Source organism: Arcobacter ellisii (assembly GCF_003544915.1).
Lineage (GTDB): Bacteria > Campylobacterota > Campylobacteria > Campylobacterales > Arcobacteraceae > Aliarcobacter > Aliarcobacter ellisii.
Genome location: NZ_CP032097.1, coordinates 2,419,876 through 2,445,547 on the forward strand (window position 1 = coordinate 2,419,876; position 25,672 = coordinate 2,445,547).

Below are 25,672 nucleotides of genomic sequence, written 5' to 3' on the forward strand. Positions count from 1 at the left end.
AAAAGGTTTAAATAATGACAAATAAAACGCTACTTATAATAACTGATGGAATTGGATATAACTCATCAAATGAATATAATGCTTTTTTCAGTGCAAATACTCCAACATATGATTATTTATTTAAAAATGTCCCATACTCTTTAATTCACACTTATGGAAATTTTGTTGGTCTTCCAGATGGACAAATGGGAAATAGTGAAGTAGGACACATGACTATTGGAAGTGGAAGAATTTTATATCAAGATTTAGTAAAAATAAATATTGCTATTGAAAAAAACACTTTAAAAGATAATGAAGTATTAAAAACTACAATCAATAATTCAAACAATATTCATCTTTTAGGATTATTAAGTGATGGTGGTGTTCACTCTCATATTGACCACATTATTGCAATGGCAAAAATTGCAAAAGAATTCAATAAAAAAGTATTTATACATATTATTACTGATGGTAGAGATGTAGCTCCTGATTGTGCACAAAAATATATAAATCAAATTTTAGAGATTTGTGATGAATATATAAAAATTGCAACTATTGCTGGAAGATATTATACAATGGATAGAGATAATAGATGGGATAGAGTTAAAAAAGGTTATGATGCAATAACATTTGCAACTCCTTTAACTACAAGTGACATTTCATCTTATTTAAAAGATTCATATGAAAACCAAATCTTTGATGAGTTTATTGTTCCAACTGCATTTGAAGGATATGAAGGTATAAAAGAGAATGATGGAATAATTTTCTGTAATTTTAGAAGTGATAGAATGAGAGAAATTTCTTCTGTTTTTGCAAATAAAAATTTTAATGAATTTGATACATTTAAAGGTTCATTAAATCTTGCAACAATGACACAATATGATAAAAATACGCCTATTCCTGTTTTATTTCCTAAAGAATCTCCAAAAAATACTTTAGCTGAAGTAATTTCAAATGCTGGTTTATCTCAACTTCATACTGCTGAAACAGAAAAATATGCCCACGTTACATTTTTCTTTAATGGAGGGGTTGAAGAACCTATGTTAAATGAAACAAGAGTTTTAATTCCTTCACCTCAAGTTGCAACATATGATTTACAACCTGAAATGTCTGCACCTCAAGTTGGAGATGCTGTTAGAACTGCTATGAATAATAATACAGATTTTATTGTAGTAAACTTTGCAAATGGTGATATGGTTGGACATACAGGTGTATTTGATGCAGCTGTAAAAGCTGTTGAAGCTGTTGATTTTGAATTAGGTTTAATTTTTGAACTAGCAAAAAAACAAAATTACAATATTGTATTAACATCTGACCATGGAAATTGCGAAATGATGAAAGATGAAGATGGAAATATTCTAACTAATCATACTGTTGGAGATGTTTATTGTTTCGTTTATGCAAATGGGGTTAAAGAGGTTAAAACTGGTAGTTTAAATAATATTGCTCCAACAGTTTTAAAATTGATGAATTTAGAAATCCCTCAAGAGATGGATGAACCATTAATATAAAAGATTTGTTGTGTCATATATAAATATAAAAAATTTAAAAATTTATACAAATGAGAAAACATTAGTAAATTTATCATTTAATATTACTAATTCAACTGCTTTAATTGGTGAAAGTGGAAGTGGAAAATCTTTAACGCTAAAAGCTTTATTGAATCTTCTTCCAAGTTCAATGAAAATTGATAAAGATATAGATTCTGATTTTGAATTAAATTATGACACAATTGCTTTTATTCCTCAAAATCCTTTTACCTCTTTGTCATCAATGACAAAAATAAAAAATCAATTTTTTTGTAGTGAAGAAAAAAAAGAAGAAGTATTAAAACTTTTAGATTTAGATAAATCAATATTAAATAAATTTCCTCCTCAACTAAGTGGTGGACAAATTCAAAGAGTTGTAATTGCAATTGCCTTAAGTAGAAATGCAAAAATACTTTTACTTGATGAACCAACAACTGCTTTAGATTTTGAGAACAAAAACAATATCATTAATATTATCAATGATTTAAAAAAACAATTAAATGTTTTAATACTTTTTGTTACCCATGATATAGATTCAATAAAAGATATTTGTAACGAGATAGTTATTATTAAAAATGGAAAAGTTATTGAAAATGGTTTAACAAATATTGTTTTATCTTCACCAAAAGAAGATTACACAAAAAGATTGATTAACTCAACTTTTAAAAATAAAAATTTTAGGAATTAATTATGATGAAATATATTTTTGGTCTTTTAGTTATTGCTGGATTGGCCGTTTTTGGTTGGCTTTATAATTTATATGAAGAGATTAAACACGATGTTGATTCAGTTGTAAATTATTCACCAAAACAAAGTACTCAATTTTTTGACAAAGATGGTAACTTATTAGCAAATACATTCAAAGATGAAAATAGAGAATATGTAAAATATGATGATATTCCTGCAAGAATTATTGAAGGTTTAGTTGCAATTGAAGATACACAATTTTTCGAACACTATGGAATTAATCCAGATGCAATTAGCCGTGCTATGATTAAAAATATTAAAGCTGGTGGATATGTTGAAGGAGCAAGTACTTTAACTCAACAATTAATTAAATTGCTTGTTTTAAGTAGAGAAAAAAAATTGATGAGAAAAGTAAAAGAAGCACTACTTGCTATTAGGTTAGAAACTGTTCTTACAAAAGAAGAAATACTTGAAAGATACTTGAATCATGTATATTTTGGACATGGTTATTATGGAATAAAAACAGCTGCAAAAGGATATTTTAATAAAGACTTATATGAATTATCTTTAAAAGAGATGGCAATTCTTGTTGGACTTCCAAGAGCTCCAAGTTTTTATGACCCGACAAAAAATCTTAAAATTTCACTTGCTCGTGCAAATCAAGTAATTACAAGATTAAATACTCTTGGGTGGATTAATAAAGAACAATATGAAGAGTCAATGAAAGAGACACCTGTTATTTATAATCAAACTTTAACAAAAAATAAAGCACCTTATGCAGTTGATTATGCAATTAGTTTATTAATAAATGATATTCCTGACATATTATATGGTGGATATAAAATTTATTTAACTATTGATTTAAGTGCACAAGAAATTGCAAGAGATGCATTAAAAGCCTCTTATGATGAGGCAATAAAAAGAGATTTAGATTTTAGAAAAAATTCAAAAAATCCAAATGATGATACTTATGTTAAAGAGTTAAATGGTGCAATGATTTCATTAGAAAGTGGAACAGGAAGAATTCTTGCTTTTGTTGGTGGTGTAGATTATAATCAATCTGTATTTAATAGAGCATATCAATCAAAAAGACAAGCAGGAAGTGCAATAAAACCTTTTTTATATCAAACAGCTTTAAATGAGGGATATAATCCTGCCTCACAATTATTTGATATTTCAAGAACTTATAACTATACAGTTGGTGGTGTTCAGAAAAAATGGCAACCAAAAAACTATGGAGGAAATTTCGAAGGAGTTGTTAGTCTTAGAGATTCATTAGTTGCTTCAAGAAATTTATCAACACTAAATCTTGTTACTGATGTTGGTGTTCCAGTTGTAACTGAAGCACTAAAAAAATATGGTTTTAATGATATTGTTGACAATTTATCTATAACATTAGGTTCAATGAGTGTTTCATTAGTTGAATTTAGTGAAGCATATAGTGCTTTTGCAAATAATGGAACACAAGTAAAACCATATATTATTGAACAAATTGTAAATAAAGATGGAAAAACAGTAACTTTTGAACCACAAACAAAAGAGATTAATACTCCTGAGCAAAATTATTTAATGACATCAATTTTAACTGATGTAGTAAATAAAGGTACAGGAAAATCTGCTCAAGTTCCAGGTATTGAATTAGCTGGAAAAACTGGTACAACAAATAATAATGTTGATGCTTGGTTCTGCGGTTATTCTCCATCAATTCAAACTATTGTTTGGTTTGGAAATGATAATAACACTCCAATGAGAAAAACTGAAACTGGTGGAAAAATTGCTGGACCTGCTTTCTCATATTTCTTTAAAAAATATTTAGAAATTCATCCAGAAATTCCAAGAAATTTTATAAAACCTGATAATGTTTATAGTACAACAATAAATGGTAAAGAAGAGTTTTATACTGATATTTCTCCTGTACCAGAAATTGATTCTTTAATTCAACAACAACCACTAAATCCAAATGAAGAAGTTTTAGAATTCTAATAAAACTTCTTTAGAGTTTTACTTTTAAATTATACTAATAAAAAAAGGGGCAAGTTCATCTGAACTTGCCCCTTTTGGTTTTAAGAATATATTCTTAGCAAGAATACATTGTTTTAAATTCGAATGCAGTTGGTCTTGCTTCGTAAGGCCAAACTTGAGTTTCAAATTTATAGTGTTGATAAGTATCAATCATTTCTTGAGAGAATACTGGTTTTAAGAAATCATTATCTCTAATTAAAGCTTCTAATGCTCCTCTTAATGTATGAGGCATTTGAGGAATTTGTCTTTCTCTAATTTCATCTAAAGATAATTCAAATAAATCGTCATCCATTGGTCCAACTGGCTCATATTTATTTTTAATACCATCTAAACCAGCCATTAACATTGCTGCAAATCCTAAATATGGGCAAGAAGTTGAATCTGGGAATCTCATTTCAATTCTTGTTGCTTTTTCACCTGCTCCATAAGGAATTCTACAAGAAGCAGATCTGTTTTGAGATGAATAAGTTAAGATTGAAGGAGCTTCAAATCCTGGAATTAATCTTTTATAAGAGTTAGTTGATGCATTTGTGAATGCTGCAACAGCTCTAGCGTGTTTAAATACTCCACCAACATAATGTCTAGCAGTTTCACTTAAATTACCATATTCACCTTGTTTGTAGAATAGGTTTTTACCATCTTTCCAGATTGATTGGTGTACGTGCATTCCATTTCCATTATCACCATAAAGTGGTTTTGGCATAAATGTAGCAGATTTACCATTTAAGTGTGCAACCATTTTGATTACATATTTTAATTTTTGTACGTTATCAGAAGCTTCAATTAAATCTCCAAATACTATACCGATTTCATGTTGACCTTGAGCAACTTCGTGGTGTCCTAAAACAACTTCAAGACCAACTTGCTCTAATACTGTCATCATTTCAGCTCTTAAATCAACACCTGTATCAATTGGAGCTACTGGGAAATATCCACCTTTAGTTCTAGGTCTATGACCCATATTTCCACCTTCCATATCTACAGAATCATTCCATTCACCATCTTCTGAATCAACTCTATAATAAGACTCATTTATTGTATCTTTAATTTTTACATCTTCAAATACAAAAAACTCATTTTCAGGTCCGAAATATGCAACATCACCTAATCCAGATTCTGCAAGGTGTTTTAATGCTTTTTTAGCAATTGATCTTGGACATTTTTCGTACATTTCATTTTTATAAATGTCATAAACATCACAAATAACAATGATTGTAGAATCAGCAGTAAATGGATCTAAGAATGCTGTTTCAACATCTGGTTTTAAAAGCATATCTGATTTGTGAATTGGTTGCCATGCTTCAATAGAAGAACCATCAAATGGCATTCCATTTTCTAAAGTAGAAGCACTTACTGCGCTAAATTTATATGTAACGTGGTGCCACATACCTTTCATATCTGTAAATCTGAAATCTACAAATTTAACTTCATTTGCTTTACTATACTCAAAAAATTCTTCAATACTATTAACGAACTTACCCATAGGTTTAACTCCTTCAAATTATTTGAGTAATTGTATCCAAAAATATAAAAAATAAAATAAAACAGCTGTATATTTTTTATACAATTATATTTAAAATAATATGCCTTATTAAAATTCAATATGTTTTCTGTCTCTACTATCAAAAGTTACACATTTTGAAAATCCTATCTCTTTTGATAAAGTAGTAATTTCATCATATTTAAAACCAATTTGTTCTAAATTATGTGCATCAGAACCAAATGTTATATCAATTCCCATTTCATAAGCCATTTCAAGTAGTTGTTTTGAAGGGTAAGATTCATTTATTGGTTTTCTAAGTCCTGCTGGATTTATTTCTAAAATCATATTTGATTTTTTAATTGCTATTAATGCATCTTTTGCAATAAGCCTAATATCTTTTTTAGGTAAGAACTTAAATACTTTTATTAAATCAAAATGACCTACAATATCAAAAAGTCCAGTTTTTACCATTGATTTAATTGCATCAAAATATTCAACCCAAATTGTATCAATATCTTTTGATTTATAAACACCTATAAATTCAGGATTATCAAATCCCCACATATCATTTTTATTTTTTAAAAAATGTACTGAACCAATTAAATAATCAACTTTTGCATTTAATATTTCATCTAATAAAAATCCATCTAAATAATCAACTTCATATGCTAATAAAATTTTAATTTTATCTTTGTATTTTTCTTTTGCTTCATTTATCCATTTTTCATATAGACTTTTTTGACTTATATCCATTCTATATTTTGGATCATAATTCATTGGAGCATGGTCTGAAAAACCATATTCATCTATACCTAATTCAATAGCTTTTTCAATATATTCATCAACTGTACCTGTTGCATGATTACATAAAATTGTATGATTATGTAAATCTATTCTCATCTATCTTTAAAACCTTTCATAATTATCAAGACAATAAGCCAGCACCTTTAATAGCTGTACTTCTATCTTTTGCATACACTCTTTGACCATTGATAATATCATATTTCCAAATTGGTGCTTGTGCTTTGAAATCTTCTACAAACTCATCAATAAGCTCTAAAGCAACTCTTCTTTTTGGACTACAAACAGCAGCAATATATGAACTTTCATGATTAAAAACATTACCACGACTGTGAGCCATTAAAACAATTGCATTTTTTTCTTTTGCTTTTTCTTGCCATTTATCGAACCAATTATTTAAAATTGGTTCATAAATATCAAAACTTAATCCCTCAATTTGGTTTTCATCTCTTACAACTCCAACAAAAGTTATAATCGCCCCAAAATTTGAGTTTTTATATTTTTCATACCATTTATTAGTAATTTGTTCGACAGGTAGACTTCCATCAAAAAGTTCTAAAAACTCTTTTCTATTTTCCATATCATCCACCACAAACAGGAGGTAATAATGAAATTCTATCTCCATCATTTAAAATTACATCTTTTGAAATAACAAGTGTATCATTTACAGCAACTGCACAAGTTTCTAACCAATTTGAAACAGAACTATCATTTTTTAAAATTTCACTTAATTGAGATAAATTACTTATTTCTAGACTCAAATCCTCTTTATTTATTGGACCTAAAAATTCAACTTTTACCATTTTAATCCCTTCTTATTATATTTATACTATTATATCCACTTTCATTTTAACATAACAAGGACAAAAATTCTATGATATTTTCAAAAATCGATTTTATAAATTTATTGCCTTTTCATATATTTATAAAAAAAAATATTAAATCTTCTCAATTAAAATCAATAATTGAATATAAAAAATCATATCCTTCATACATTACTAACAAATTTAAAAAAAGAAAAGTTGATAATGCTTTTATCTCTTCTATTGCATCAAAAAATGAAAAATTTTTAGATTTTGGAATAGTTGCAAAAGATGAAGTTTTATCAGTTTTATTAATTCCAGGAATTGAAGCAAAGGATTTTCAATCAAAAACTTCAAATGCCTTAGCTAATGTTTTAAATTTAAAAGGTGAAGTAATTATTGGGGATAAAGCTTTAAAATTTTATCACGATAATCCAAATACTTTAAAACTAGATTTGGCTAAAGAGTGGCAAAAAAAATATAATCTTCCTTTTGTATTTGCTGTTTTATGTTATAACAAACATGAAAGAAGATTAAAAAAACTGACAAAAAATTTCAATAAAAAATATATAAAAATACCTCAATACATCCTAAAACAATATTCAAAAAGAAGTGGTGTATCAAAAGAAAACATTTTAAAATATTTAGAAAAAATCGATTATGATTTAGGTTATAAAGAAAAACGAGCTTTAAAACTTTTTCTAAAATTAACTAAAGAAAAAAGGATATAAATGACATTATTTGATTCTCTAATTTTAGGGATAATTGAAGGTATAACAGAGTTTTTACCAATATCTTCAACTGGACACTTAATTGTTGCAAGTGAATTTTTAGGAATTGAACAAACAAGTATAAACAAAGCTTTTGAAGTTATCATTCAATTTGCGGCTATTTTAGCTGTAATTTTGAATTATCCTTCAAAATTTACTTTTTCACATATAAATTTATGGACAAAAGTTTTAATTGCATTTTTACCTATTGCAATAATTGGTTTTATTTTTTCAAAACAAGTAAAAGAGTTATTTTCAATAGAAATTGTTGCTTGGATGTTTATTATTGGTGGAGTAATATTTTTAATTGTTGAAAAATTTTACGATGAAAAAACTACTCATACTTTAGATGTTGAAGATGTTACATATAAACAAGCAGCTTGGATTGGATTTGCACAAATATTTGCATTGATTCCAGGAACTTCTAGAGCTGGTTCAAGTATTATTGGAGCAATGCTTGTTGGATTAAATAGAAAAACAAGTGCTGAATTTTCTTTTTTACTTGCCTTTCCTGTTATGTGTGCAACAACAGCTTATGATTTGTTAAAGCACCATAATGAGATTTTAGTAGGTGCAAATCTTTTAAATTTAGCAACAGGATTTGTTGTATCTTTTATTGTTGCATTTCTTGCAATAAAACTATTTCTGAAATTCCTTGAAAACTTTACTTTTGTTGCCTTTGGAATTTACAGAATAATTTTTGGAATCTTACTTCTTATTATTTTCTAAAATAATATTTACTATCAAAGCAATAGCATTTGGACTTATAGAACTTATAAGTTCAATGCTAATTTTATGAATATCAGATTTTAAAGCTTCAAAAAAATACTCTTCACTTAACTCTTCTTCTCTTTGTAAAAAACACAAACCTTTATCTTTTAAAACTTTTGCATTGTAATACTGATGATCACCAGCTGCATGTTTAAAAGGAATAAAAAAAGTTGGTAAAGAATTTGCACATAATTCCCAAAGCGTTGAAGCTCCTGCCCTACTCACTGCAAAATCAGCTTTTGACATTTTTGAAGGTATCTCTTTTGAAAAATCAAATACATCAGCATTTATATTTAACTTTTCATACTCATTTTTTACTCTTTCAAAATCACTTTTTCCAGTTTGATGAATTATATTAATTCCCATTTCATTGAGTTTTGGAGCAACTTTTAAAGCAAAATCATTTATACAAATAGCTCCTTGTGAACCACCAAAAAATGCAACAGTTTTAACTTTATCTCTTACTCTTGCACTATTAAAAAATTCATTAGAAACAGGATAATCTTTTACTAAAGAATTTTCATCAAATGAAGAAAAAATTTCAGTAGCAAATTTTGAAGTTATTTCATTTAATTTACCCATTTTTGAGTTTTGCTCATGAATATATAATTTACAATTCATTTTTAATATAGAAGCAAAAGTTGCAGCAGCAGCTGAAAATCCACCTACACTAACAACAGTTTTAATATTATATTTTGAATATAAGCTCAAACAGTAAATTGTTTTAGAAAAAATATTAAATAATGAAAGAAACTTTCCAAAACCTTTTTTATTTACGACACCTTTAGTATCTAAAAATATTGCTTTTTTTAATCTTCTATCATGTTCAAACCAAGCTTTATCTTGACCATTTGAAGAACCGATAAAAATTACATTTATTCCTCTATTAAAAAATTCTTCAATAAAAGCATCTGCAACTTTTAAATGTCCACCTGTTCCACCACCAGTTATAACAACTGTTTCCATCATTTAATCTTCACCTTTTTTTTAACTTCCTCTTCTTTTACAACTCTGCTAATAGATAAAACTAAACCTATGGAAATTGCCATTGCAAGCATTGAAGAACCTCCATAAGATAAAAATGGTACAGCAATACCTTTAATTGGAATCATTCCTGAAATTCCATATGAATTTATTAAAAAAGCAATAATAATCATTAGGGCGATTCCAAGAGTAAATAGATGATAAATTGGATTTTCTACTCTTCTACTTATTCTAAAAATTCTCCAAATAATTACAAATAAAATAGATGTTATTGCCATCAAACCAAATAAACCAACTTCTTCTGTAATTCCTGCTAGTACAAAGTCTGTATGAACTTCAGATAAAAATCCTACTTTTATATCCCCAAGGGCAACACCTTGACCAAAGAAACCACCATTATGAATAGCATTTAAAGAGTGAGAAACTTGATAAGGTTCAGGTAATTCATCAATTCTTAAATATGGTTCTGCCCAAGATGGTAAAACAGATAAAATCCCATCTTGAACCATCGCCCACCAAGAGTGAATTCTTTTAATCCTATGAGGTGCAGCAATAATTAATCCAACTAAACCAACTAAAGCAATTGCACCTAAAGCCAAAAATATTTTAAATGACCTATTTGCAAATATTAATAAAGCAACAAGAATTAATCCTAATAAAACAACTTGACCTAAATCTTTTTGTAAAAATGCAATAACAAAAACAACAACAAAAAAAGTTAAAAAATATGGAGCAAGAAGTAATACTTCTTCTTTCAATCCGATTTTTTTAGGTTGAAAAATAACCTTTCTATGAAAAGACCAAGATAAAAAATAGATAAATCCAATTTTGAAAAACTCAACAGGTGACAAAGAAAACCCTGGAAGTCTAATCCATCTATTTGCTCCTCCTGAAGCTGTTACTAATGAACCTGGCAAAAAAGGCATTGCTATCATTAGAAGAAAAAATATTATAAATAAATTCATACCAACTTTTTCAACTATTTTATCTGGATCCACTAAAGAGAGTGTCCACATAATCAATATAGAAACTATCCCAACTAATCCTTGTCTTATGAAAAAGTGAAATTCATCATAACCAAAAAATTCCACTGTATATATTGTTAGAGAATAGGAAAATATTATACTTATTATTATCAATAATGACACCAATATAAACAATGTATAATCGGCTTCACTACTATTCATATTATTATTAATTGCTTTAATCTTACTTTTGTTAAAATTCATTTCTCATTATATAATAATATGGATAAATATGTCTTCAAATAAAATTGAAAAAGTCGATAAAACAAAAAAAATAGTTATACTATTTTTACTAATATTCTTATTTCTTTGCATTCTAATGATTTCAGTGTTTAGAACTATCTCAGAAAAGAGACATCTTCCCTCTTTACAAGGTGAAAAAAATGAACTTGCAGTTAGAGGAGATATAATAAGTGAAGATAATTTTAAAATTGCTTCATCTAAAAAACTATATAAAGCTGCAATTGATACAAGACATCTTGACCCAAATAAAAAAGAGTTATTTCTTAACCTATTTTCTATTTATAGTAATACAGAGTATGAAGTTTTAAAAGAGAGATTAATAGAGGGAGAAAAAAATCCTGGTAATTTAGTTTTATCATATGGAATTGACTCAAGATCAGCCAAAAACTTAAAAGAATTAGCTTTCAAATTAGTTCAATTAGATGTTTTTACAAGTAGAATGGTAAATGGAACAAAAATTCTAAGAGGATTAACAATAAGTGAAAGTGGAGAAAAAAGAACATTTTCATATAACGATACATTAACTCCTGTTGTAGGATATATTTCAAAATATGAATCTGAATTAGGAAAAACAAAAGTAAATGGAATAAAAGGTTTAGAAAGACATTATAACAAGGTTTTAAATCAATCAAAAGATGGTGTTTTACAAGGAGATAGAGATGTATTATCATATATCTCTTTTGATAAAAATTCTATTATTAGAAAAAGAATTGATGGTGCAACATTAAATTTGAATATTCCACTAAAACTTCAAAAAAATAATGAAACAACTCTTGATGTATATAAAGAAAAATTGGGTGCAGATGAAATTATTGTATCTATAATGGAGAGTAAAACTGGTAAAATCTTAACTATGGCTTCATCAAACAGATTTAATCCTGAAAAAATTAGAAAAGAGGATATTGGTTCATTAAATGTTAATGCAGTTGAATATCAATTTGAACCAGGTTCTGTTGTGAAACCTTTATCAATTGCAATTGCTATGGATAAAGGGCTTATAAAAAAGAATGAAAGTTTCCCTGCATATAATTCAGGTGGTGGGAAAGGTGTATATAAAATTGGAAGATTTAATATAAAAGATGACCATGCTTTTTCAAAAAGTTACTTATCACTTGAAGATATTGTTATTTATTCTTCAAATATTGGAACTTTACAAATTGCCCAAAGATTAACTGGTCCTGAATTTTTTGAAGGCATGAAAAGATTTGGTTTTACAAGAAAAACTGGAATTGATTTACCATATGAGAAAAAAGGTGTAATGCCAAAAGTTTGGCAATTCTCAGCAGGTGACAAAGAAAAAAGAGATAATGTATTTAAAGCAACAGTATCTTTTGGACAAGGTATGACAGCAACATTTATTCAATTATTAAAAGCTTATTCAATTTTTAATAATGATGGGCAAATGATTACTCCAAGAATAGTTAATTATTTAACACATGATGGAAATAAATATAAACCATATGAGGATAAACCAGAAAAAATTGTATCAAAAGAGACAGCAGATGCAATGAAAAAAATGTTAATTAAAACTGTAACAGATGGAACAGGAAAATCTGCAAAAATAGATGGTTTAGAAATTGGTGGGAAAACAGGAACAGCACAAATTGCAAGAGGTGGAAAATATCTTAAAAAATATATTTCATCATTTTTTGGATTTGTAAATGATGATAAAGGAAATTCCTATACAATTGGAGTAACTGTAATTAATCCAATCTCAACAGGTACTCATTGGTATTATTATTATGCTTCTTGGTCAGCTGTACCTGTGTTTAAAGAAATCGTTCAAAACTTAGTAAAGTTAAACTATTTAACACCTAAAGAAGGTATAATTCCAGAAAAAAAATAAGGATTAATATGTTTGGATTTAAAAAAGAATTAAAAGAATACAACTATTCAAAAGAAGAATTATCAAAATTTAATTATGCAAAAATCACTACTGAAAAAGGTGTAATTTGGGTAAAACTTTTTAATGAAGAAACACCAATTGCAGTATCAAATTTTGCTACATTAGCTAATGATGGTTTTTATAATGGACTAAATTTTCATAGAGTAATTCCAGGATTTATGGCTCAAGGTGGTTGCCCTGAAGGTTCAGGAATGGGTGGACCAGGTTGGTCTATAAAATGTGAAATTGATGCACCTAAACAAATACATAATAGAGGTTCATTATCAATGGCTCATGCAGGTAGAAATACAGGAGGAAGTCAATTCTTTATATGTTTTGTACCTTGCCCTCATCTAAATAATCATCATACAGTATTTGGTGGAATTGAAGAGAATGATACAGATAGCTTTGCAACACTTGATTCAATTAAACAAAATGATAAAATTATTTCTATTGAGATTTTTGAAAAAAGAGATTAATTATAATAAATTGATTTTGAAAAGGGAAAAAGGGAAGGAACGAGAAGTTTCTTCCCCTTTTTTTATGTTAAAAAAACTAATATAAAATAATATACCTAATAGTCCAATAAAAAAGCTCTAATCTAATTTCTGAGAAAAAAACAATAATAAGTATTCTAAAAGAATAAAATACTTTATAGAGTAAATATAAGAAAAAAGTCTAAAAAGGTAAAGTATTGGATATTAAATACTATTCAATAAAAAAGCAAAAGAAATAAATGTAAAAGAATTAATAAAGAAAACCGAAGAAAGTAAAAATAGTGATAAAAAGAAAAAGCAAATAATGAAATGGGGAAAAGGCTAGGTGTTTAGGGGGGGGGTGTAAAAAAAAAGCTTCTTCCAAGAAGAACTTGAGTAAGGAGTTCAAATTGGAAAAAGCTTTGTGTGTAAAAAACTCAAGAGCTGGCAGCGGCCTACGTTTCCACCAGGGGACCCGGCAGTATTATCGGCGATGAAGTGCTTGACTTCCAGGTTCGGAATGGGACTGGGTATTTCCACTTCTCTATAGCCACCAGCAAAGTTGAGTATTAAATCTAAAAAAAATAAACTTAATACTCAACTCGTAAGGAGTTAAGAAAAAATAATGTTAAAGTCTTTCACAATTTTTGTCTATCAAATATATAAGATATACATTTAATAAGATAGTAAACCAAAGAATTTGTAAATAAGCCAAACGTTCTATTAGTACTGGTCAGCTAAACGCCTTACAACGCTTACACATCCAGCCTATCAACCAGCTAGTCTTGCTGGGAACTTCAGGGAAAGTTAATCTTAGAGTTGGCTTCGAGCTTAGATGCTTTCAGCTCTTATCACATCCGTACGTAGCTACCCAACGATGCTCTTGGCAGAACAATTGGTACACCAGTGGTACGTTCATCCCGGTCCTCTCGTACTAGGGACAAATCTCTTCAACTTTCCTACGCCCACGGAAGATAGGGACCGAACTGTCTCACGACGTTCTGAACCCAGCTCGCGTACCGCTTTAAATGGCGAACAGCCATACCCTTGGGACCTACTTCAGCCCCAGGATGCGATGAGCCGACATCGAGGTGCCAAACCTCCCCGTCGATGTGAGCTCTTGGGGGAGATCAGCCTGTTATCCCCGGCGTACCTTTTATCCTTTGAGCGATGGCCCTTCCACACAGAACCACCGGATCACTATGACCGACTTTCGTCTCTGTTCGACTTGTATGTCTCACAGTCAAGCTAGTTTATGCCATTATACTCAACTGGCGATTTCCATCCGCCATGAACTAACCTTTGTAAGCCTCCGTTACTTTTTAGGAGGCGACCGCCCCAGTCAAACTACCCACCAGACATTGTCCTGATACAAGATAATTGTACGCAGTTAGTAACTCAAATATTCAAGGGTGGTATCTCAAGGATGGCTCCGACTCTACTTGCGTCTAGTCATCATAGCCTCCCACCTATCCTGCACATGAATATCCAAGCTACAGTGTCAAGCTGTAGTAAAGGTGCACGGGGTCTTTCCGTCTTTCCGCGGGTAGGAGGAATTTTCACCTCCACTACAATTTCACTGGATCCCTGGTTGAGACAGCTCCCATCTCGTTACGCCATTCATGCAGGTCGGTATTTAACCGACAAGGAATTTCGCTACCTTAGGACCGTTATAGTTACGGCCGCCGTTTACTCGGGCTTCAATCAAATGCTTCGCTTGCGCTGACATCATCAGTTAACCTTCGAGCACCGGGCAGGCGTCACACCTTATACATCCACTTACGTGTTAGCAAAGTGCTGTGTTTTTGGTAAACAGTCGGGAGGGACTCTTTGTTGCAACCTCTTTCGCTTTTTGAAGCAAGTTCATATACAAAAGTAGGCACACCTTATACCGAAGATACGGTGCTAGTTTGCAGAGTTCCTTAACCAGGGTTCTTCCACGCGCCTTAGAATACTCATCCCACCCACCTGTGTCGGTTTACGGTACGGGCAACATATAATATACTTAGTGGCTTTTCTTGGCACGACAGTATCATCGATTCTCCATCTCCTCCGAAGAGTGTCAAGAGCCTGTAAGATCTCGGCCTAACGTTACCCGGATTTGCCTAAGTAACAGCCTACGTCCTTCGAGCCACTATTCCATCAGTGACCTCGATTAACTCTATGCGTCCCCACATCGCGCTTATATGTTGGTATTGAAATATTAATCAATTTGCCATCGTCTACCCCTTTCGGACTCGACTTAGGACCCGACTAACCCTACGATGACGAGCATCGCGTAGGAAACCTTGGGTTTTCGGCGTTGAGGATTCTCACCTCAATTATCGCTACTCATGCCTGCATGCTCACTTCTATCCGCTCCAACGCTCCTTACCGGTACATCTTCTACGCTGAATAGAACGCTCTCCTACCACTCAATTAAAATTGAATCTAAAGCTTCGGTGTACATCTTAGCCCCGTTATATTTTCCGCGCAGAATCACTAGACCAGTGAGCTGTTACGCTTTCTTTAAAGGATGGCTGCTTCTAAGCCAACCTCCTGGTTGTCACAGTAACTCCACATCGTTTTCCACTTAGATGTAACTTAGGGACCTTAGCTGTTAGTCTGGGTTGTTCCCCTCTCGACGATTGATTTTATCACCCACCGCCTGACTCCTGTGATTCCACATATGGTATTCATAGTTTGATAGGGTTTGGTACCGCGGTAAGCAGCCCTAGCCCATTCAGTGCTCTACCCCCATATGCTACAACACAAGGCTATACCTAAATATATTTCGGAGAGAACCAGCTATCACGAAGTTTGATTGGCCTTTCACCCCTATCCACAAGTCATCCGGAGACTTTTCAACGCCTATCGGTTCGGTCCTCCACTGGCTCTTACACCAGCTTCAACCTGCTCATGGATAGATCACTTCGTTTCGGGTCTGCAGCATCTGACTAAATCGCCCTATTAAGACTCGCTTTCGCTACGGCTTCGTACTTGACTTAACCTTGCCAGATACCACAACTCGCAGGCTCATTATGCAAAAGGCAGTCCATCACCCTGATAAATCATAGGGCTCTGAATGATTGTAAGCTAATGGTTTCAGGTTCTATTTCACTCTCCTCGCTGGAGTACTTTTCACCTTTCCCTCACGGTACTTGTTCACTATCGATCTGTAAGTAGTATTTAGGATTGGAGGGTGGTCCCCCCGGTTTCAGTCAAAATATCACGTGTTCCGACCTACTCAGGATACCATTAGAGCTATTGAGAATTTAAATTACAGGAGTTTCACCTTCTATGCTACACTTTTCCAAGTATTTCATCTATCCTCTTTAGTCTCACGTTATGGTCCTACAACCCCCAATGCAAGCATTGGGTTTGTCCTAATCCGCTTTCGCTCGCCGCTACTGACGGAATCTCGTTTGATTTCTCTTCCTCTGGCTACTGAGATGTTTCACTTCACCAGGTTAGCTCCCCGTAGGGTAACATATATCTCTATATGCTGGGTTGCCCCATTCAGAAATCCCCGGATCAAAGCTCTTTGGCAGCTCCCCGAGGCTTATCGCAGCCTAATACGTCTTTCATCGCCTCTTACAGTCTAGGCATCCACCATTAGCCCTTAATAGCTTATTAATAAATAGAGTTAAACTCTATCGCATTTTTGATAATATTCTTTGGCTACTATCTTATTAAACATATTATTTAAAATATATCCAATAAAATAATGTTGTGTTCTATCTAATTTCTTAGATATGAAATTTTTTTTGTTTTAAATTATTTAATCTATATAAAAATCTCTTTTTATATCTATTATTTAATTCTTACGAAAAAATTAAAGACTTTAACATTATATTTTTAAATATCGTTTTGATTTTGAAAATCAAATATAAATTCAATCTCTTATTGAACTTATATTTAACTTCTTAAATCTGATGAACTTATTAGTTATAGGTGGTGGAGAATAGCGGGATCGAACCGCTGACCTCCTGCGTGCAAAGCAGGCGCTCTCCCAGCTGAGCTAATTCCCCAACCTAAATTAATCTTTACTAGATTATTTAATGGTGGGCCTATCAGGACTTGAACCTGAGACCTCACGATTATCAGTCGAGCGCTCTAGCCAGCTGAGCTATAGGCCCCTTTACTACCTATTTAAATAATCTTTATAAACCGAATATAAAATCTCTGGAAGTAAGAAACGAATCTTACTTCTCTCTCTGAAAGGAGGTGATCCAACCGCAGGTTCTCCTACGGTTACCTTGTTACGACTTCACCCCAGTCGCTGAATCCACTGTGGAAGGTAGCTACTTTAGCATCCCCGCTTCGAATGAGTTCAACTCCCATGGTGTGACGGGCGGTGAGTACAAGACCCGGGAACGTATTCACCGTAGCATAGCTGATCTACGATTACTAGCGATTCCAACTTCATGTAGTCGAGTTGCAGACTACAATCCGAACTGGGAGATATTTTTGAGATTTGCTCCACGTCACCGTATTGCTGCTCTTTGTATACCCCATTGTAGCACGTGTGTAGCCCTGGACGTAAGGGCCATGATGACTTGACGTCGTCCTCACCTTCCTCCTACTTGCGTAGGCAGTCTCCTTAGAGTTCTCAGCCGAACTGTTAGCAACTAAGGACGAGGGTTGCGCTCGTTGCGGGACTTAACCCAACATCTCACGACACGAGCTGACGACAGCCGTGCAGCACCTGTATATAAGTTTCTGCAAGCAGACACCAATCTATCTCTAGAAAGTTCTTACTATGTCAAGTCCAGGTAAGGTTCTTCGTGTATCGTCGAATTAAACCACATGCTCCACCGCTTGTGCGGGTCCCCGTCTATTCCTTTGAGTTTTAATCTTGCGACCGTACTCCCCAGGCGGTACACTTAATGTGTTAACTGCATTACTGCAAGGTCGAGCCTCACAACAACTAGTGTACATCGTTTAGGGCGTGGACTACCAGGGTATCTAATCCTGTTTGCTCCCCACGCTTTCGCGTCTCAGCGTCAATAATGTTCCAGTAGATCGCCTTCGCAATCGGTATTCCTTCTGATCTCTACGGATTTTACCCCTACACCAGAAATTCCATCTACCTCTCCCACATTCTAGGTATACAGTTTCAAAAGCAGTTCAATAGTTGAGCTATTGGATTTCACTTCTGACTTATATACCCGCCTACACGCTCTTTACGCCCAGTGATTCCGAGTAACGCTTGCACCCTCCGTATTACCGCGGCTGCTGGCACGGAGTTAGCCGGTGCTTATTCATATAGTACCGTCATTATCTTCCTATATAAAAGGAGTTTACGCACCGAAATGTGTCATCCTCCACGCGGCGTTGCTGCATCAGACTTTCGTCCATTGTGCAATATTCCCCACTGCTGCCTCCCGTAGGAGTCTGGACCGTGTCTCAGTTCCAGTGTGACTGATCATCCTCTCAAACCAGTTAGGCGTCATAGCCTTGGTGAGCCATTACCTCACCAACAAGCTGATACCATACAGACCCATCCTTAAGCACTAAAGCGTTTCCCTTGCATACTTATGTATTAAAGGCATATAGGGCATTAGCAGTCGTTTCCAACTGTTATTCCTTTCTTAAGGGCAGGTTATCTATACATTACTCACCCGTGCGCCACTTAGCTGACAATTATAGCAAGCTATAATCCGTTCTCGTTCGACTTGCATGTGTTAAGCACGCCGCCAGCGTTCACTCTGAGCCAGGATCAAACTCTCCATAAATTATAGAGTTTTTGAAACTGACAAATTTTATAACTCTTCAATTACAAAATTATCACTCAAATTTTATAGACAAGTATTTGTTTTACCAAATTTTCTTGTTTTTATATTTTTTAACATTTATTCTTATTTTTAATCTAAATAAACATAGATTTTTTATAAGAGTTCTATATTCGGTTTATAAAGATTACTTTACAAACTTTCATTCATTTTTAAAGATCATTCCAGACTCGATTGAATCGTTTCTCTTCAAGCTTTTCGTTTGAAGCGTTCCAGTCAAATTGGACGGGAATTATAATAGATTTTTATTTACTTGTCAAGAGCTTTTTGTATCTTTTTTCTATTTTTTTTAATTTTCTTTAAAATTACAATATTTAATTAGTAAAAAGACATAAATTCTCCTAAATATATCTTCTTTTATTATCTTTTTATTCAATAAATCCACTATTTGGATAGATTTTTATCTCTTTTTCTTTACCATTCTTTGATTTTATACTTATTTTACACTCTTTTTCTATTTCATATTCATAAAATTCATTTTCAAAATTTGATAATTTTGAGTAAATTCGTCCATCACTACCAAAAGAGAGTTGTCCTAAAGATGTCGTACTGTTACAATCTATACTTATATCTTCTATGTTAAATTTTTTTGTTAATAATACATATTCACTATTTTTTTCATTTTCTTGACAATAATTTGAACTATATATATATTTTTTTGTTAATGGATCTTTTAAAGTATCTTCTATACTTGGATGTCCAGTTTTATTTTTATCACTATATATTGTAAAGTAGATTCCATCTTCTTTATTTCGGCATCTAAAAAATTTTATTGTCCATCTTTTTTTATGCCATAAAGTATCATTTTCATCATATTTATCATCTATCATTGCTTTAAATCTTACATATGATAAATATAATGAAATTCTATTTGTAATCTCGTCAAGTTTGTTTGGGTTAGTTTTTGGAATAAAAATTGTGTATAAAAAACCTACTAGAGTTATTACTATAATAATTTCTAAAAGGGAAAATGATCTTTTCATTTTAATTTTTTTATATAAACTACAAAAAGTTCTCTTTCATAATATTTTATAGTTATCTTTTCGTCATAATTATAAAAATCCTTCATTGATATGTAGTAATCTTCACCTTGGTTTATTCCATAAAATTTTAGTCTTAAAAGTAATTCATTATCTCCAGTTAAATTATCTATATTTCTACTTTTTAACTCTTTTGACAACTCTTTTATAAAATGATATTGATAAACGAAATGTTTTGTTTGATTTGGTAATAAGATATATAATGGTTTATTTACAAATGTGAATATTACATTTAAAGATAACATTCCTATGATTAAAATTGCCAATATATTATATATTTTTCTAAACTCTTTTAATCTTACCCTATAAGAGTGTAAAAAAGTTTTTAACATCAAAGGAATTGATATTACTACAAAAGGTGCGAAATCTTCAATATAAACCCTTTGTCTAAAAGAGATAATTACAGATAACAATAAAGCTGTTATTGAAATATACCAAGCTAAACTTCTCTCTTTTTGGATTCCTGCTCTATACATTGTATATATAAAATATAAAAAAAGAATAGGTGAAAATATAGTTGCATAAATTGCAACAGTATCTACCAAAAATCCTTTTGGTTTTCCATCAGTAGAAAAACCATAAATATACATAGAAAGAACAAATAGTATTAATGAAAAATATAAAAGTTTTTTATCCTTTTCTTTTAATGAAAAGAAAAACAGCGCTAAATATAAAATTGCAAATGAATTATCAATTATAAAAAATATAATTAATAGTATATAAGAGTGAGTTTTGTATTTATTATAATGATATACATATAATAATGTACAAAATGTTACTATGATTGCACTATTAACTAATAATGAAGCACTAAGAACTCCAGGTAACATCATAAAAATCAATATACCAATAAACCTATCTTTTTCATATTTAAAATAGTTTTCAGTAATTTTGTACATTAAAATTACACTAAAAAAATAAAAAAGTATAAAAGGTAATCTTAGTGCAATATCATTTTGACCAAAAAAATAGATTGATGTATTTGTAATAATTGTTAGAATTGAATTATTTACAAATACATTTAAAGCTTCTTTATATGAAATACTAAGAGATAAATCTGCTTTTAATATTAAAACACCTACTAATATAAATAAAAGAGTGTAAAAATAGTAGCTATATTTACCAGTAGCTGTCATAATATTTATAATTTTAAGAAATTGTCAATTATTTTATATCCATGTTCACTCATAATTGATTCAGGGTGAAATTGGACACCATAAATTTGTTTATCTTTTATTTCTAAAGACATAATTTCATTATCATCTTCACTATGAGAAGTCACAATTATATCTTCTGGAAGATTCTCTTTTGAAACAATTAAAGAGTGATATCTAGTTTGTGTAAACTCTTTTGGAAGTCCATCAAAAATTTTTGTATCTTTATCTACTTTTATTAATGAAGTTTTTCCATGCATCATATTTTTTGCTCGCACAACATTCGCTCCAAAAACTTGTCCTATTGCTTGATGACCTAAACAAATTCCAAAAATTGGTTTTTTACCAGCAAAATATTTTATAACATCCAAACAAACACCTGCATCATTTGGTGTTGCTGGACCTGGAGAGATTATAATTTTTTCAGGATTTAAAGCTTCTATTTCTTCAATGCTTAATTCATCATTTCTAATAATTTTTAAATCTGCACCTAATTCTAAACAATATTGAACTATATTGTAAGTAAATGAATCATAATTATCAATCATTAAAATCATATTTTATCTATTCCTAATTTTCTAATTTAGCTTATTATAACTATAATATGATTTGTTTATCTTAAAATCAAATTTTTTCTATTTTATGATAATCATTCTTAGTATTAAGAAAACTTGAAGTTTTAAAAGATTATCATTTCAATAATAATTATTAATATACAAAAGAGGATTTAATATGATTAAAAAGATAGCACTTAGTGTAGTGGTTTTAGCAAGTTCTTTGTTTGCTGCAAATGAGGTAAATGTTTATTCACAAAGACATTATGACTCTGATAAAATCTTATTTAAAGAGTTTGAAGAAAAAACAGGTATCAAAGTAAATGTTGTTACAGCAAAAGCTGAAGAGCTTGTTTCAAAATTAGCAATTGAAGGGGCTAATACACCTGCTGATGTATTAATAACTGCTGATATTGGAAATCTATATGATGCAAAGGTTAGAAAATTATTACAACCTATAAAATCAAAAACTTTAGAAGAAAATATTCCATCTAATTTAAGAGACCCAGATAATAATTGGTTTGCATTAACAAAAAGAGCAAGAGTTTTTGTTTATAATCCAAAAACTGTTAATCCAGCTGATTTAAGTGATTATTTAAGTCTTGCAGATCCTAAATTTAAAAACAAAGTTATAACTAGATCTTCAACAAGTGCATATAATAAATCTTTATTAGCATCAATTGTTGCAAACAATGGGGAAGAAAAAGCTTTAGCTTTTGCAAAAGGTTTAGTTTCTAATTTACCATATAGCCCAAAAGGTGGAGATAGAGACCAAATTAGAGCAGTTGCTGCTGGTGATGCTGATATTGCTATTGTAAATACTTATTATCTTGGAGTTATGTTGAATAGTGAAGATAAAAAAGATTCAGAAATTGCAAAAAGTTTAAAAATCTTTTTCCCAGCACAAAATACAACTGGAACTCATATGAATATTTCTGGTGGTGGAGTTACTAATTTTGCATCAAATAAAGAGAATGCTATTAAATTATTAGAATTCTTAAGTTCAGTAAAAGCTCAAGAAATTTTTGCAGAAGCAAATCAAGAGTTTCCAGCAAATCCAAATGCAAAATCTTCAGAAACAGTTAGTTCATGGGGAAAATTTAAAGAAGATACTATATCATTAAACGAAGTTGGAAAATATACTAGAAAAGCTGTAGAAATAGCGACAGAGGCAGATTGGAAATAAAAAGACTTAAATATTACATAGCACCAATTATTGGGCTATGTATATCATTACCTATATTAGCATTATTAGTTTATTTCGTACTAGAAGGAAGTTTTAACTTTGATTTCTTATTTAGTAAAGTTTTAACTCAATACATTAATAATACTACTATTTTAGTTTTAGGAACTTTTTTTCTTGTTGTTTTATTAGGAACAACAAGCTCTTATTTAAGTGCTAGATTTGAATATTTTGGAGATAAACTTTTTTCTATTTTATTCGTCCTTCCACTTGCATTTCCAGCATATATTTTAGGTTACACTTATGTAGGTTTTTTTGAATATAGGGGAATATTATCAGAAATTGTTGGAAGTACTCAAGCAAGAGTTGATATTTTGAATATGCCAGGAGTAATATTTATTTTTGGTATTGCAATGTTTCCTTATGTTTATATATTAGCAAGAGTATCTTTCTCTTCAATTTCATCAACTGTTAGTGAACTTATATCTTTACATAAAATCAATCCAATAAAAGCCTTTTTTACAGTCTATTTACCTTTAGCATATCCTGCTATTTTTGCAGGAAGTATACTTGCAATTATGGAAACACTGAGTGATTATGGAACTGTTTTATATTTTGGTATTGATACATTTAGTGTTGGAATATTTAAAAGTTGGTTTGGATATGGAGATTTTATGCAATCAATTAATGTTGCAATAATCTTATTAGTTTTTGTTTTTGGTATTTTATGGACAGAAAGTTTAATTAGAAAAAAATATAGATTTATTAGTTCAACTTTTAGTGGAAAAAAATCTGAAAAAATCAAATTAAAAGGTAAATACAATTTTATTGCATTTTTTATCTCTTTTTTTATTTCAACAATTTCATTATTTATTCCAACTTTAGTTTTAATCTATTGGTTTATTCTTGATATTGAAAATTTAGATTTTAGTCTATTTAGTTATTTATACAATACTTTAACTCTAAATATAATTTCTTCAATAATAATTATATTTTTATCATTTTTTGTAATTTATATGCTTAGATTTTATCCTTCAAAAATTGGAAATTTTACACATAAACTATCAATTTTAGGCTACTCAATTCCAGGAGCTGTTGTTGGTGTTGGATTATTAGTTATTAGTAGTTCAATAGACAATACACTTGGTTACGTACTTCTTGGCGGAACATTTTTTATGCTTATATTTGCATATGCAACAAGATATTTTGCTTCAAGTATTGGTTCTATAGAAAATGGTTTTAGTAAAATTGATACAACTATTGATGATGCTAGTAAAATTTTTGGGAAAAGTGAATTTTATAATATAATCAACGTTTATTTGCCATTAATGAAACCTTATATTATAAGTGGATTTTTAATACTTTATATTGATATAGCAAAAGAGTTACCAGCTACACTTATTTTAAGACCTTTTAATTTTGATACTTTGGCTATTAGAATATATGAACTTGCAAGTAATGAAATGCTTTATAAAGTTGGTTTTCCATCTCTTGTACTTGTACTAACAACAGCTATTGCTGTATTACTTTTAAACTCTAAATTTGTGAGAAGAAAAATATGAATGAAATAGTTCAAACAAAAAATTTACATAAAATTTTCTGTAAAGGAAATATTTGTGTTGCAAATAAAATTGATTTATCAATTAATGAAGGTGAAATTTTTACCATCTTAGGAAAAAGCGGAAGTGGTAAAACAACTTTTTTAAGAATGATTGCTGGACTTGAAACTCCTGATGATGGAGAAATATTTATTGATAATAAATTAGTTTTTTCAAAAAATACAAATCTTGAACCAAAACAAAGAGAAGTTGCAGTTGTATTTCAAAACTATGCACTTTTACCACACCTTACAATTGCTTCAAATATTACCTTTGGAAGTGATGCTTCAAAAGAGATTTTAGAAGAAGTTTTAGAAAAAACAAAACTAAAAGGACAAGAAAATAAATTTCCTCATGAATTAAGTGGTGGACAACAGCAACGTGTTGCACTTGCTCGTGCAATTATAAATAAACCTAAAATTCTACTTTTAGATGAACCTTTAAGTAATGTTGATACAGAATTAAGAACTCATTTAAGAATTGAATTAAAAGAGATGATTAAAGCTTTTAATATTACAGCACTATTTATAACACATGATAAAGAAGATGCTTTTTATCTTTCAGATAGAATTGCAATTATGCATGAAGGAAATATTTTACAAATTGGAACTGCAAAAGAGATTTATCATCATCCAAATGATTTATATTGTGCAAACTTTTTAGGAAAAATGACTGAGATTTCAAAAAATTCATATATAAGACCTGAACATATTGAAATTTGTGAAAATGGTGAATTTGAAGCTACAATAAAAGATATTATTTTTTATGGAAGTTTTTATGAAATAAAAATCTCTTCAAAAGAAAAAGAGTTATTTGTACACAGTTTTGATGACCATCTTCAAATTGGTCAAAAAATAAAATATAAATTAAATGGTGATATTTTAAAATTTTAATTGACATAAAATAATAAA

Annotated in this window: 19 protein-coding genes, 2 tRNA genes and 3 rRNA genes; 10 read left to right on the forward strand and 14 right to left on the reverse strand. The window is 30.4% G+C overall.

Annotated elements, in window-relative coordinates; all coding sequences use genetic code 11:
* Positions 1-14 precede the first annotated feature (14 nt).
* From gpmI to AELL_RS12325, 3 genes are read left to right on the forward strand one after another with little or no spacing between them, the layout of a single operon-like run.
* Positions 15-1,490, forward strand: coding sequence for a 2,3-bisphosphoglycerate-independent phosphoglycerate mutase (gpmI, locus tag AELL_RS12315; RefSeq protein WP_118918232.1), 1,476 nt, complete (start codon positions 15-17; stop codon positions 1,488-1,490).
* Between the two features lie 10 nt (positions 1,491-1,500).
* Positions 1,501-2,196 (forward strand): ATP-binding cassette domain-containing protein, encoded by a 696-nt coding sequence (locus AELL_RS12320; protein WP_192941199.1) that lies wholly within the window; start codon positions 1,501-1,503, stop codon positions 2,194-2,196.
* A gap of 2 nt (positions 2,197-2,198) precedes the next feature.
* Positions 2,199-4,178: a transglycosylase domain-containing protein gene (locus AELL_RS12325; protein WP_118918233.1), complete on the forward strand. Its 1,980-nt coding sequence runs from the start codon at positions 2,199-2,201 to the stop codon at positions 4,176-4,178.
* Between the two features lie 94 nt (positions 4,179-4,272).
* On the opposite strand, the gene glnA is transcribed toward AELL_RS12325, so the two are convergent.
* The 4 genes from glnA to AELL_RS12345 form a co-directional block, all read right to left on the reverse strand.
* Positions 4,273-5,700 (reverse strand): type I glutamate--ammonia ligase, encoded by a 1,428-nt coding sequence (glnA, locus tag AELL_RS12330; RefSeq protein ID WP_118918234.1) that lies wholly within the window; start codon positions 5,698-5,700, stop codon positions 4,273-4,275.
* 108 nt (positions 5,701-5,808) lie between these two features.
* Positions 5,809-6,600 (reverse strand): histidinol-phosphatase HisJ, encoded by a 792-nt coding sequence (gene hisJ, locus AELL_RS12335; RefSeq protein WP_118918235.1) that lies wholly within the window; start codon positions 6,598-6,600, stop codon positions 5,809-5,811.
* Positions 6,601-6,625: 25 nt separating this feature from the next.
* A complete protein-coding gene (locus tag AELL_RS12340; protein ID WP_118918236.1) occupies positions 6,626-7,081 on the reverse strand; it encodes a molybdopterin synthase catalytic subunit in 456 nt (151 codons plus the stop codon).
* A gap of 1 nt (position 7,082) precedes the next feature.
* Positions 7,083-7,304: a MoaD/ThiS family protein gene (locus AELL_RS12345; RefSeq protein WP_118918237.1), complete on the reverse strand. Its 222-nt coding sequence runs from the start codon at positions 7,302-7,304 to the stop codon at positions 7,083-7,085.
* A gap of 71 nt (positions 7,305-7,375) precedes the next feature.
* Between AELL_RS12345 and AELL_RS12350 the strand changes: the two genes are divergently transcribed.
* Positions 7,376-8,035, forward strand: coding sequence for an MqnA/MqnD/SBP family protein (locus tag AELL_RS12350; protein WP_118918238.1), 660 nt, complete (start codon positions 7,376-7,378; stop codon positions 8,033-8,035).
* Positions 8,036-8,803, forward strand: a complete 768-nt coding sequence (locus AELL_RS12355; protein WP_118918239.1) for an undecaprenyl-diphosphate phosphatase — start codon at positions 8,036-8,038, stop codon at positions 8,801-8,803. It begins immediately after the preceding gene.
* On the opposite strand, the gene AELL_RS12360 is transcribed toward AELL_RS12355, so the two are convergent.
* Both AELL_RS12360 and AELL_RS12365 read right to left on the reverse strand, forming a co-directional pair.
* Positions 8,783-9,814, reverse strand: coding sequence for a UDP-N-acetylglucosamine--N-acetylmuramyl-(pentapeptide) pyrophosphoryl-undecaprenol N-acetylglucosamine transferase (locus AELL_RS12360; RefSeq protein WP_118918240.1), 1,032 nt, complete (start codon positions 9,812-9,814; stop codon positions 8,783-8,785). The two genes, AELL_RS12355 and AELL_RS12360, sit on opposite strands and share 21 nt — an antisense overlap.
* Complete coding sequence (locus AELL_RS12365) at positions 9,811-11,058, reverse strand: FtsW/RodA/SpoVE family cell cycle protein (RefSeq protein WP_118918241.1); 1,248 nt, start codon at positions 11,056-11,058, stop codon at positions 9,811-9,813. Before AELL_RS12365 ends, AELL_RS12360 begins: the two co-directional genes overlap by 4 nt.
* Before the next feature lie 115 nt (positions 11,059-11,173).
* On the opposite strand from AELL_RS12365, the gene AELL_RS12370 reads away from it, so the two are divergent.
* Both AELL_RS12370 and AELL_RS12375 read left to right on the forward strand, forming a co-directional pair.
* Positions 11,174-12,943 carry a peptidoglycan D,D-transpeptidase FtsI family protein gene (locus AELL_RS12370; RefSeq protein WP_226806039.1) on the forward strand — a complete coding sequence of 590 codons (1,770 nt, stop codon included), beginning with the start codon at positions 11,174-11,176 and terminating at the stop codon, positions 12,941-12,943.
* An 8-nt stretch (positions 12,944-12,951) separates the two neighbouring features.
* Positions 12,952-13,461: a peptidylprolyl isomerase gene (locus AELL_RS12375; RefSeq protein ID WP_118918243.1), complete on the forward strand. Its 510-nt coding sequence runs from the start codon at positions 12,952-12,954 to the stop codon at positions 13,459-13,461.
* A gap of 439 nt (positions 13,462-13,900) precedes the next feature.
* Here AELL_RS12375 and rrf read toward each other — a convergent pair.
* The 8 genes from rrf to AELL_RS12415 form a co-directional block, all read right to left on the reverse strand.
* A 5S ribosomal RNA gene (gene rrf, locus AELL_RS12380) occupies positions 13,901-14,016 on the reverse strand.
* Between the two features lie 144 nt (positions 14,017-14,160).
* Positions 14,161-17,073: ribosomal RNA gene (locus tag AELL_RS12385) — 23S ribosomal RNA — on the reverse strand.
* Between the two features lie 319 nt (positions 17,074-17,392).
* Positions 17,393-17,468: transfer RNA gene (locus AELL_RS12390), tRNA-Ala, on the reverse strand.
* Positions 17,469-17,499: 31 nt separating this feature from the next.
* Positions 17,500-17,576 (reverse strand) — tRNA-Ile (locus AELL_RS12395).
* A gap of 81 nt (positions 17,577-17,657) precedes the next feature.
* Positions 17,658-19,175, reverse strand: a 16S ribosomal RNA gene (locus AELL_RS12400).
* Together the 16S, 23S and 5S rRNA genes with 2 tRNA genes alongside form the textbook arrangement of a ribosomal RNA operon.
* Before the next feature lie 425 nt (positions 19,176-19,600).
* On the reverse strand, positions 19,601-20,215 hold the full coding sequence (locus AELL_RS12405; RefSeq protein ID WP_118918244.1) for a pilus assembly FimT family protein: 615 nt from the start codon (positions 20,213-20,215) through the stop codon (positions 19,601-19,603).
* Positions 20,212-21,408 carry a hypothetical protein gene (locus AELL_RS12410; protein ID WP_118918245.1) on the reverse strand — a complete coding sequence of 399 codons (1,197 nt, stop codon included), beginning with the start codon at positions 21,406-21,408 and terminating at the stop codon, positions 20,212-20,214. Before AELL_RS12410 ends, AELL_RS12405 begins: the two co-directional genes overlap by 4 nt.
* Positions 21,409-21,413: 5 nt before the next feature.
* The gene (locus AELL_RS12415) at positions 21,414-21,983 is read right to left on the reverse strand and encodes an anthranilate synthase component II (protein ID WP_118918246.1); all 570 of its coding nucleotides are present in this window, start codon (positions 21,981-21,983) and stop codon (positions 21,414-21,416) included.
* Positions 21,984-22,158: 175 nt separating this feature from the next.
* Between AELL_RS12415 and AELL_RS12420 the strand changes: the two genes are divergently transcribed.
* Genes AELL_RS12420 through AELL_RS12430 form a run of 3 tightly spaced genes read left to right on the forward strand, consistent with a single transcriptional unit; the run spans position 22,159 to position 25,654 of the window.
* The gene (locus tag AELL_RS12420; RefSeq protein ID WP_118918247.1) at positions 22,159-23,166 is read left to right on the forward strand and encodes a Fe(3+) ABC transporter substrate-binding protein; all 1,008 of its coding nucleotides are present in this window, start codon (positions 22,159-22,161) and stop codon (positions 23,164-23,166) included.
* Positions 23,157-24,725, forward strand: coding sequence for an ABC transporter permease (locus AELL_RS12425; protein ID WP_118918248.1), 1,569 nt, complete (start codon positions 23,157-23,159; stop codon positions 24,723-24,725). The genes AELL_RS12420 and AELL_RS12425 overlap by 10 nt, the downstream gene beginning before the upstream one ends.
* Complete coding sequence (locus AELL_RS12430) at positions 24,722-25,654, forward strand: ABC transporter ATP-binding protein (protein WP_118918249.1); 933 nt, start codon at positions 24,722-24,724, stop codon at positions 25,652-25,654. Before AELL_RS12425 ends, AELL_RS12430 begins: the two co-directional genes overlap by 4 nt.
* Positions 25,655-25,672: the final 18 nt, after the last annotated feature.

Excerpts from the sequence above, each read along its gene's own strand:
- glnA (WP_118918234.1), bottom strand. The coding sequence starts at position 5,700 with ATGGGTAAGTTCGTTAATAGTATTGAAGAATTTTTTGAGTATAGTAAA.
- AELL_RS12365 (WP_118918241.1), bottom strand. The coding sequence starts at position 11,058 with ATGAATTTTAACAAAAGTAAGATTAAAGCAATTAATAATAATATGAAT.
- AELL_RS12360 (WP_118918240.1), bottom strand. The coding sequence starts at position 9,814 with ATGATGGAAACAGTTGTTATAACTGGTGGTGGAACAGGTGGACATTTA.
- AELL_RS12415 (WP_118918246.1), bottom strand. The coding sequence starts at position 21,983 with ATGATTTTAATGATTGATAATTATGATTCATTTACTTACAATATAGTT.
- AELL_RS12345 (WP_118918237.1), bottom strand. The coding sequence starts at position 7,304 with ATGGTAAAAGTTGAATTTTTAGGTCCAATAAATAAAGAGGATTTGAGT.
- AELL_RS12340 (WP_118918236.1), bottom strand. The coding sequence starts at position 7,081 with ATGGAAAATAGAAAAGAGTTTTTAGAACTTTTTGATGGAAGTCTACCT.
- AELL_RS12405 (WP_118918244.1), bottom strand. The coding sequence starts at position 20,215 with ATGAAAAGATCATTTTCCCTTTTAGAAATTATTATAGTAATAACTCTA.
- gpmI (WP_118918232.1), top strand. The coding sequence starts at position 15 with ATGACAAATAAAACGCTACTTATAATAACTGATGGAATTGGATATAAC.
- AELL_RS12350 (WP_118918238.1), top strand. The coding sequence starts at position 7,376 with ATGATATTTTCAAAAATCGATTTTATAAATTTATTGCCTTTTCATATA.
- AELL_RS12325 (WP_118918233.1), top strand. The coding sequence starts at position 2,199 with ATGATGAAATATATTTTTGGTCTTTTAGTTATTGCTGGATTGGCCGTT.
- AELL_RS12410 (WP_118918245.1), bottom strand. The coding sequence starts at position 21,408 with ATGACAGCTACTGGTAAATATAGCTACTATTTTTACACTCTTTTATTT.
- AELL_RS12375 (WP_118918243.1), top strand. The coding sequence starts at position 12,952 with ATGTTTGGATTTAAAAAAGAATTAAAAGAATACAACTATTCAAAAGAA.
- hisJ (WP_118918235.1), bottom strand. The coding sequence starts at position 6,600 with ATGAGAATAGATTTACATAATCATACAATTTTATGTAATCATGCAACA.
- AELL_RS12430 (WP_118918249.1), top strand. The coding sequence starts at position 24,722 with ATGAATGAAATAGTTCAAACAAAAAATTTACATAAAATTTTCTGTAAA.
- AELL_RS12370 (WP_226806039.1), top strand. The coding sequence starts at position 11,174 with ATGATTTCAGTGTTTAGAACTATCTCAGAAAAGAGACATCTTCCCTCT.
- AELL_RS12420 (WP_118918247.1), top strand. The coding sequence starts at position 22,159 with ATGATTAAAAAGATAGCACTTAGTGTAGTGGTTTTAGCAAGTTCTTTG.
- AELL_RS12355 (WP_118918239.1), top strand. The coding sequence starts at position 8,036 with ATGACATTATTTGATTCTCTAATTTTAGGGATAATTGAAGGTATAACA.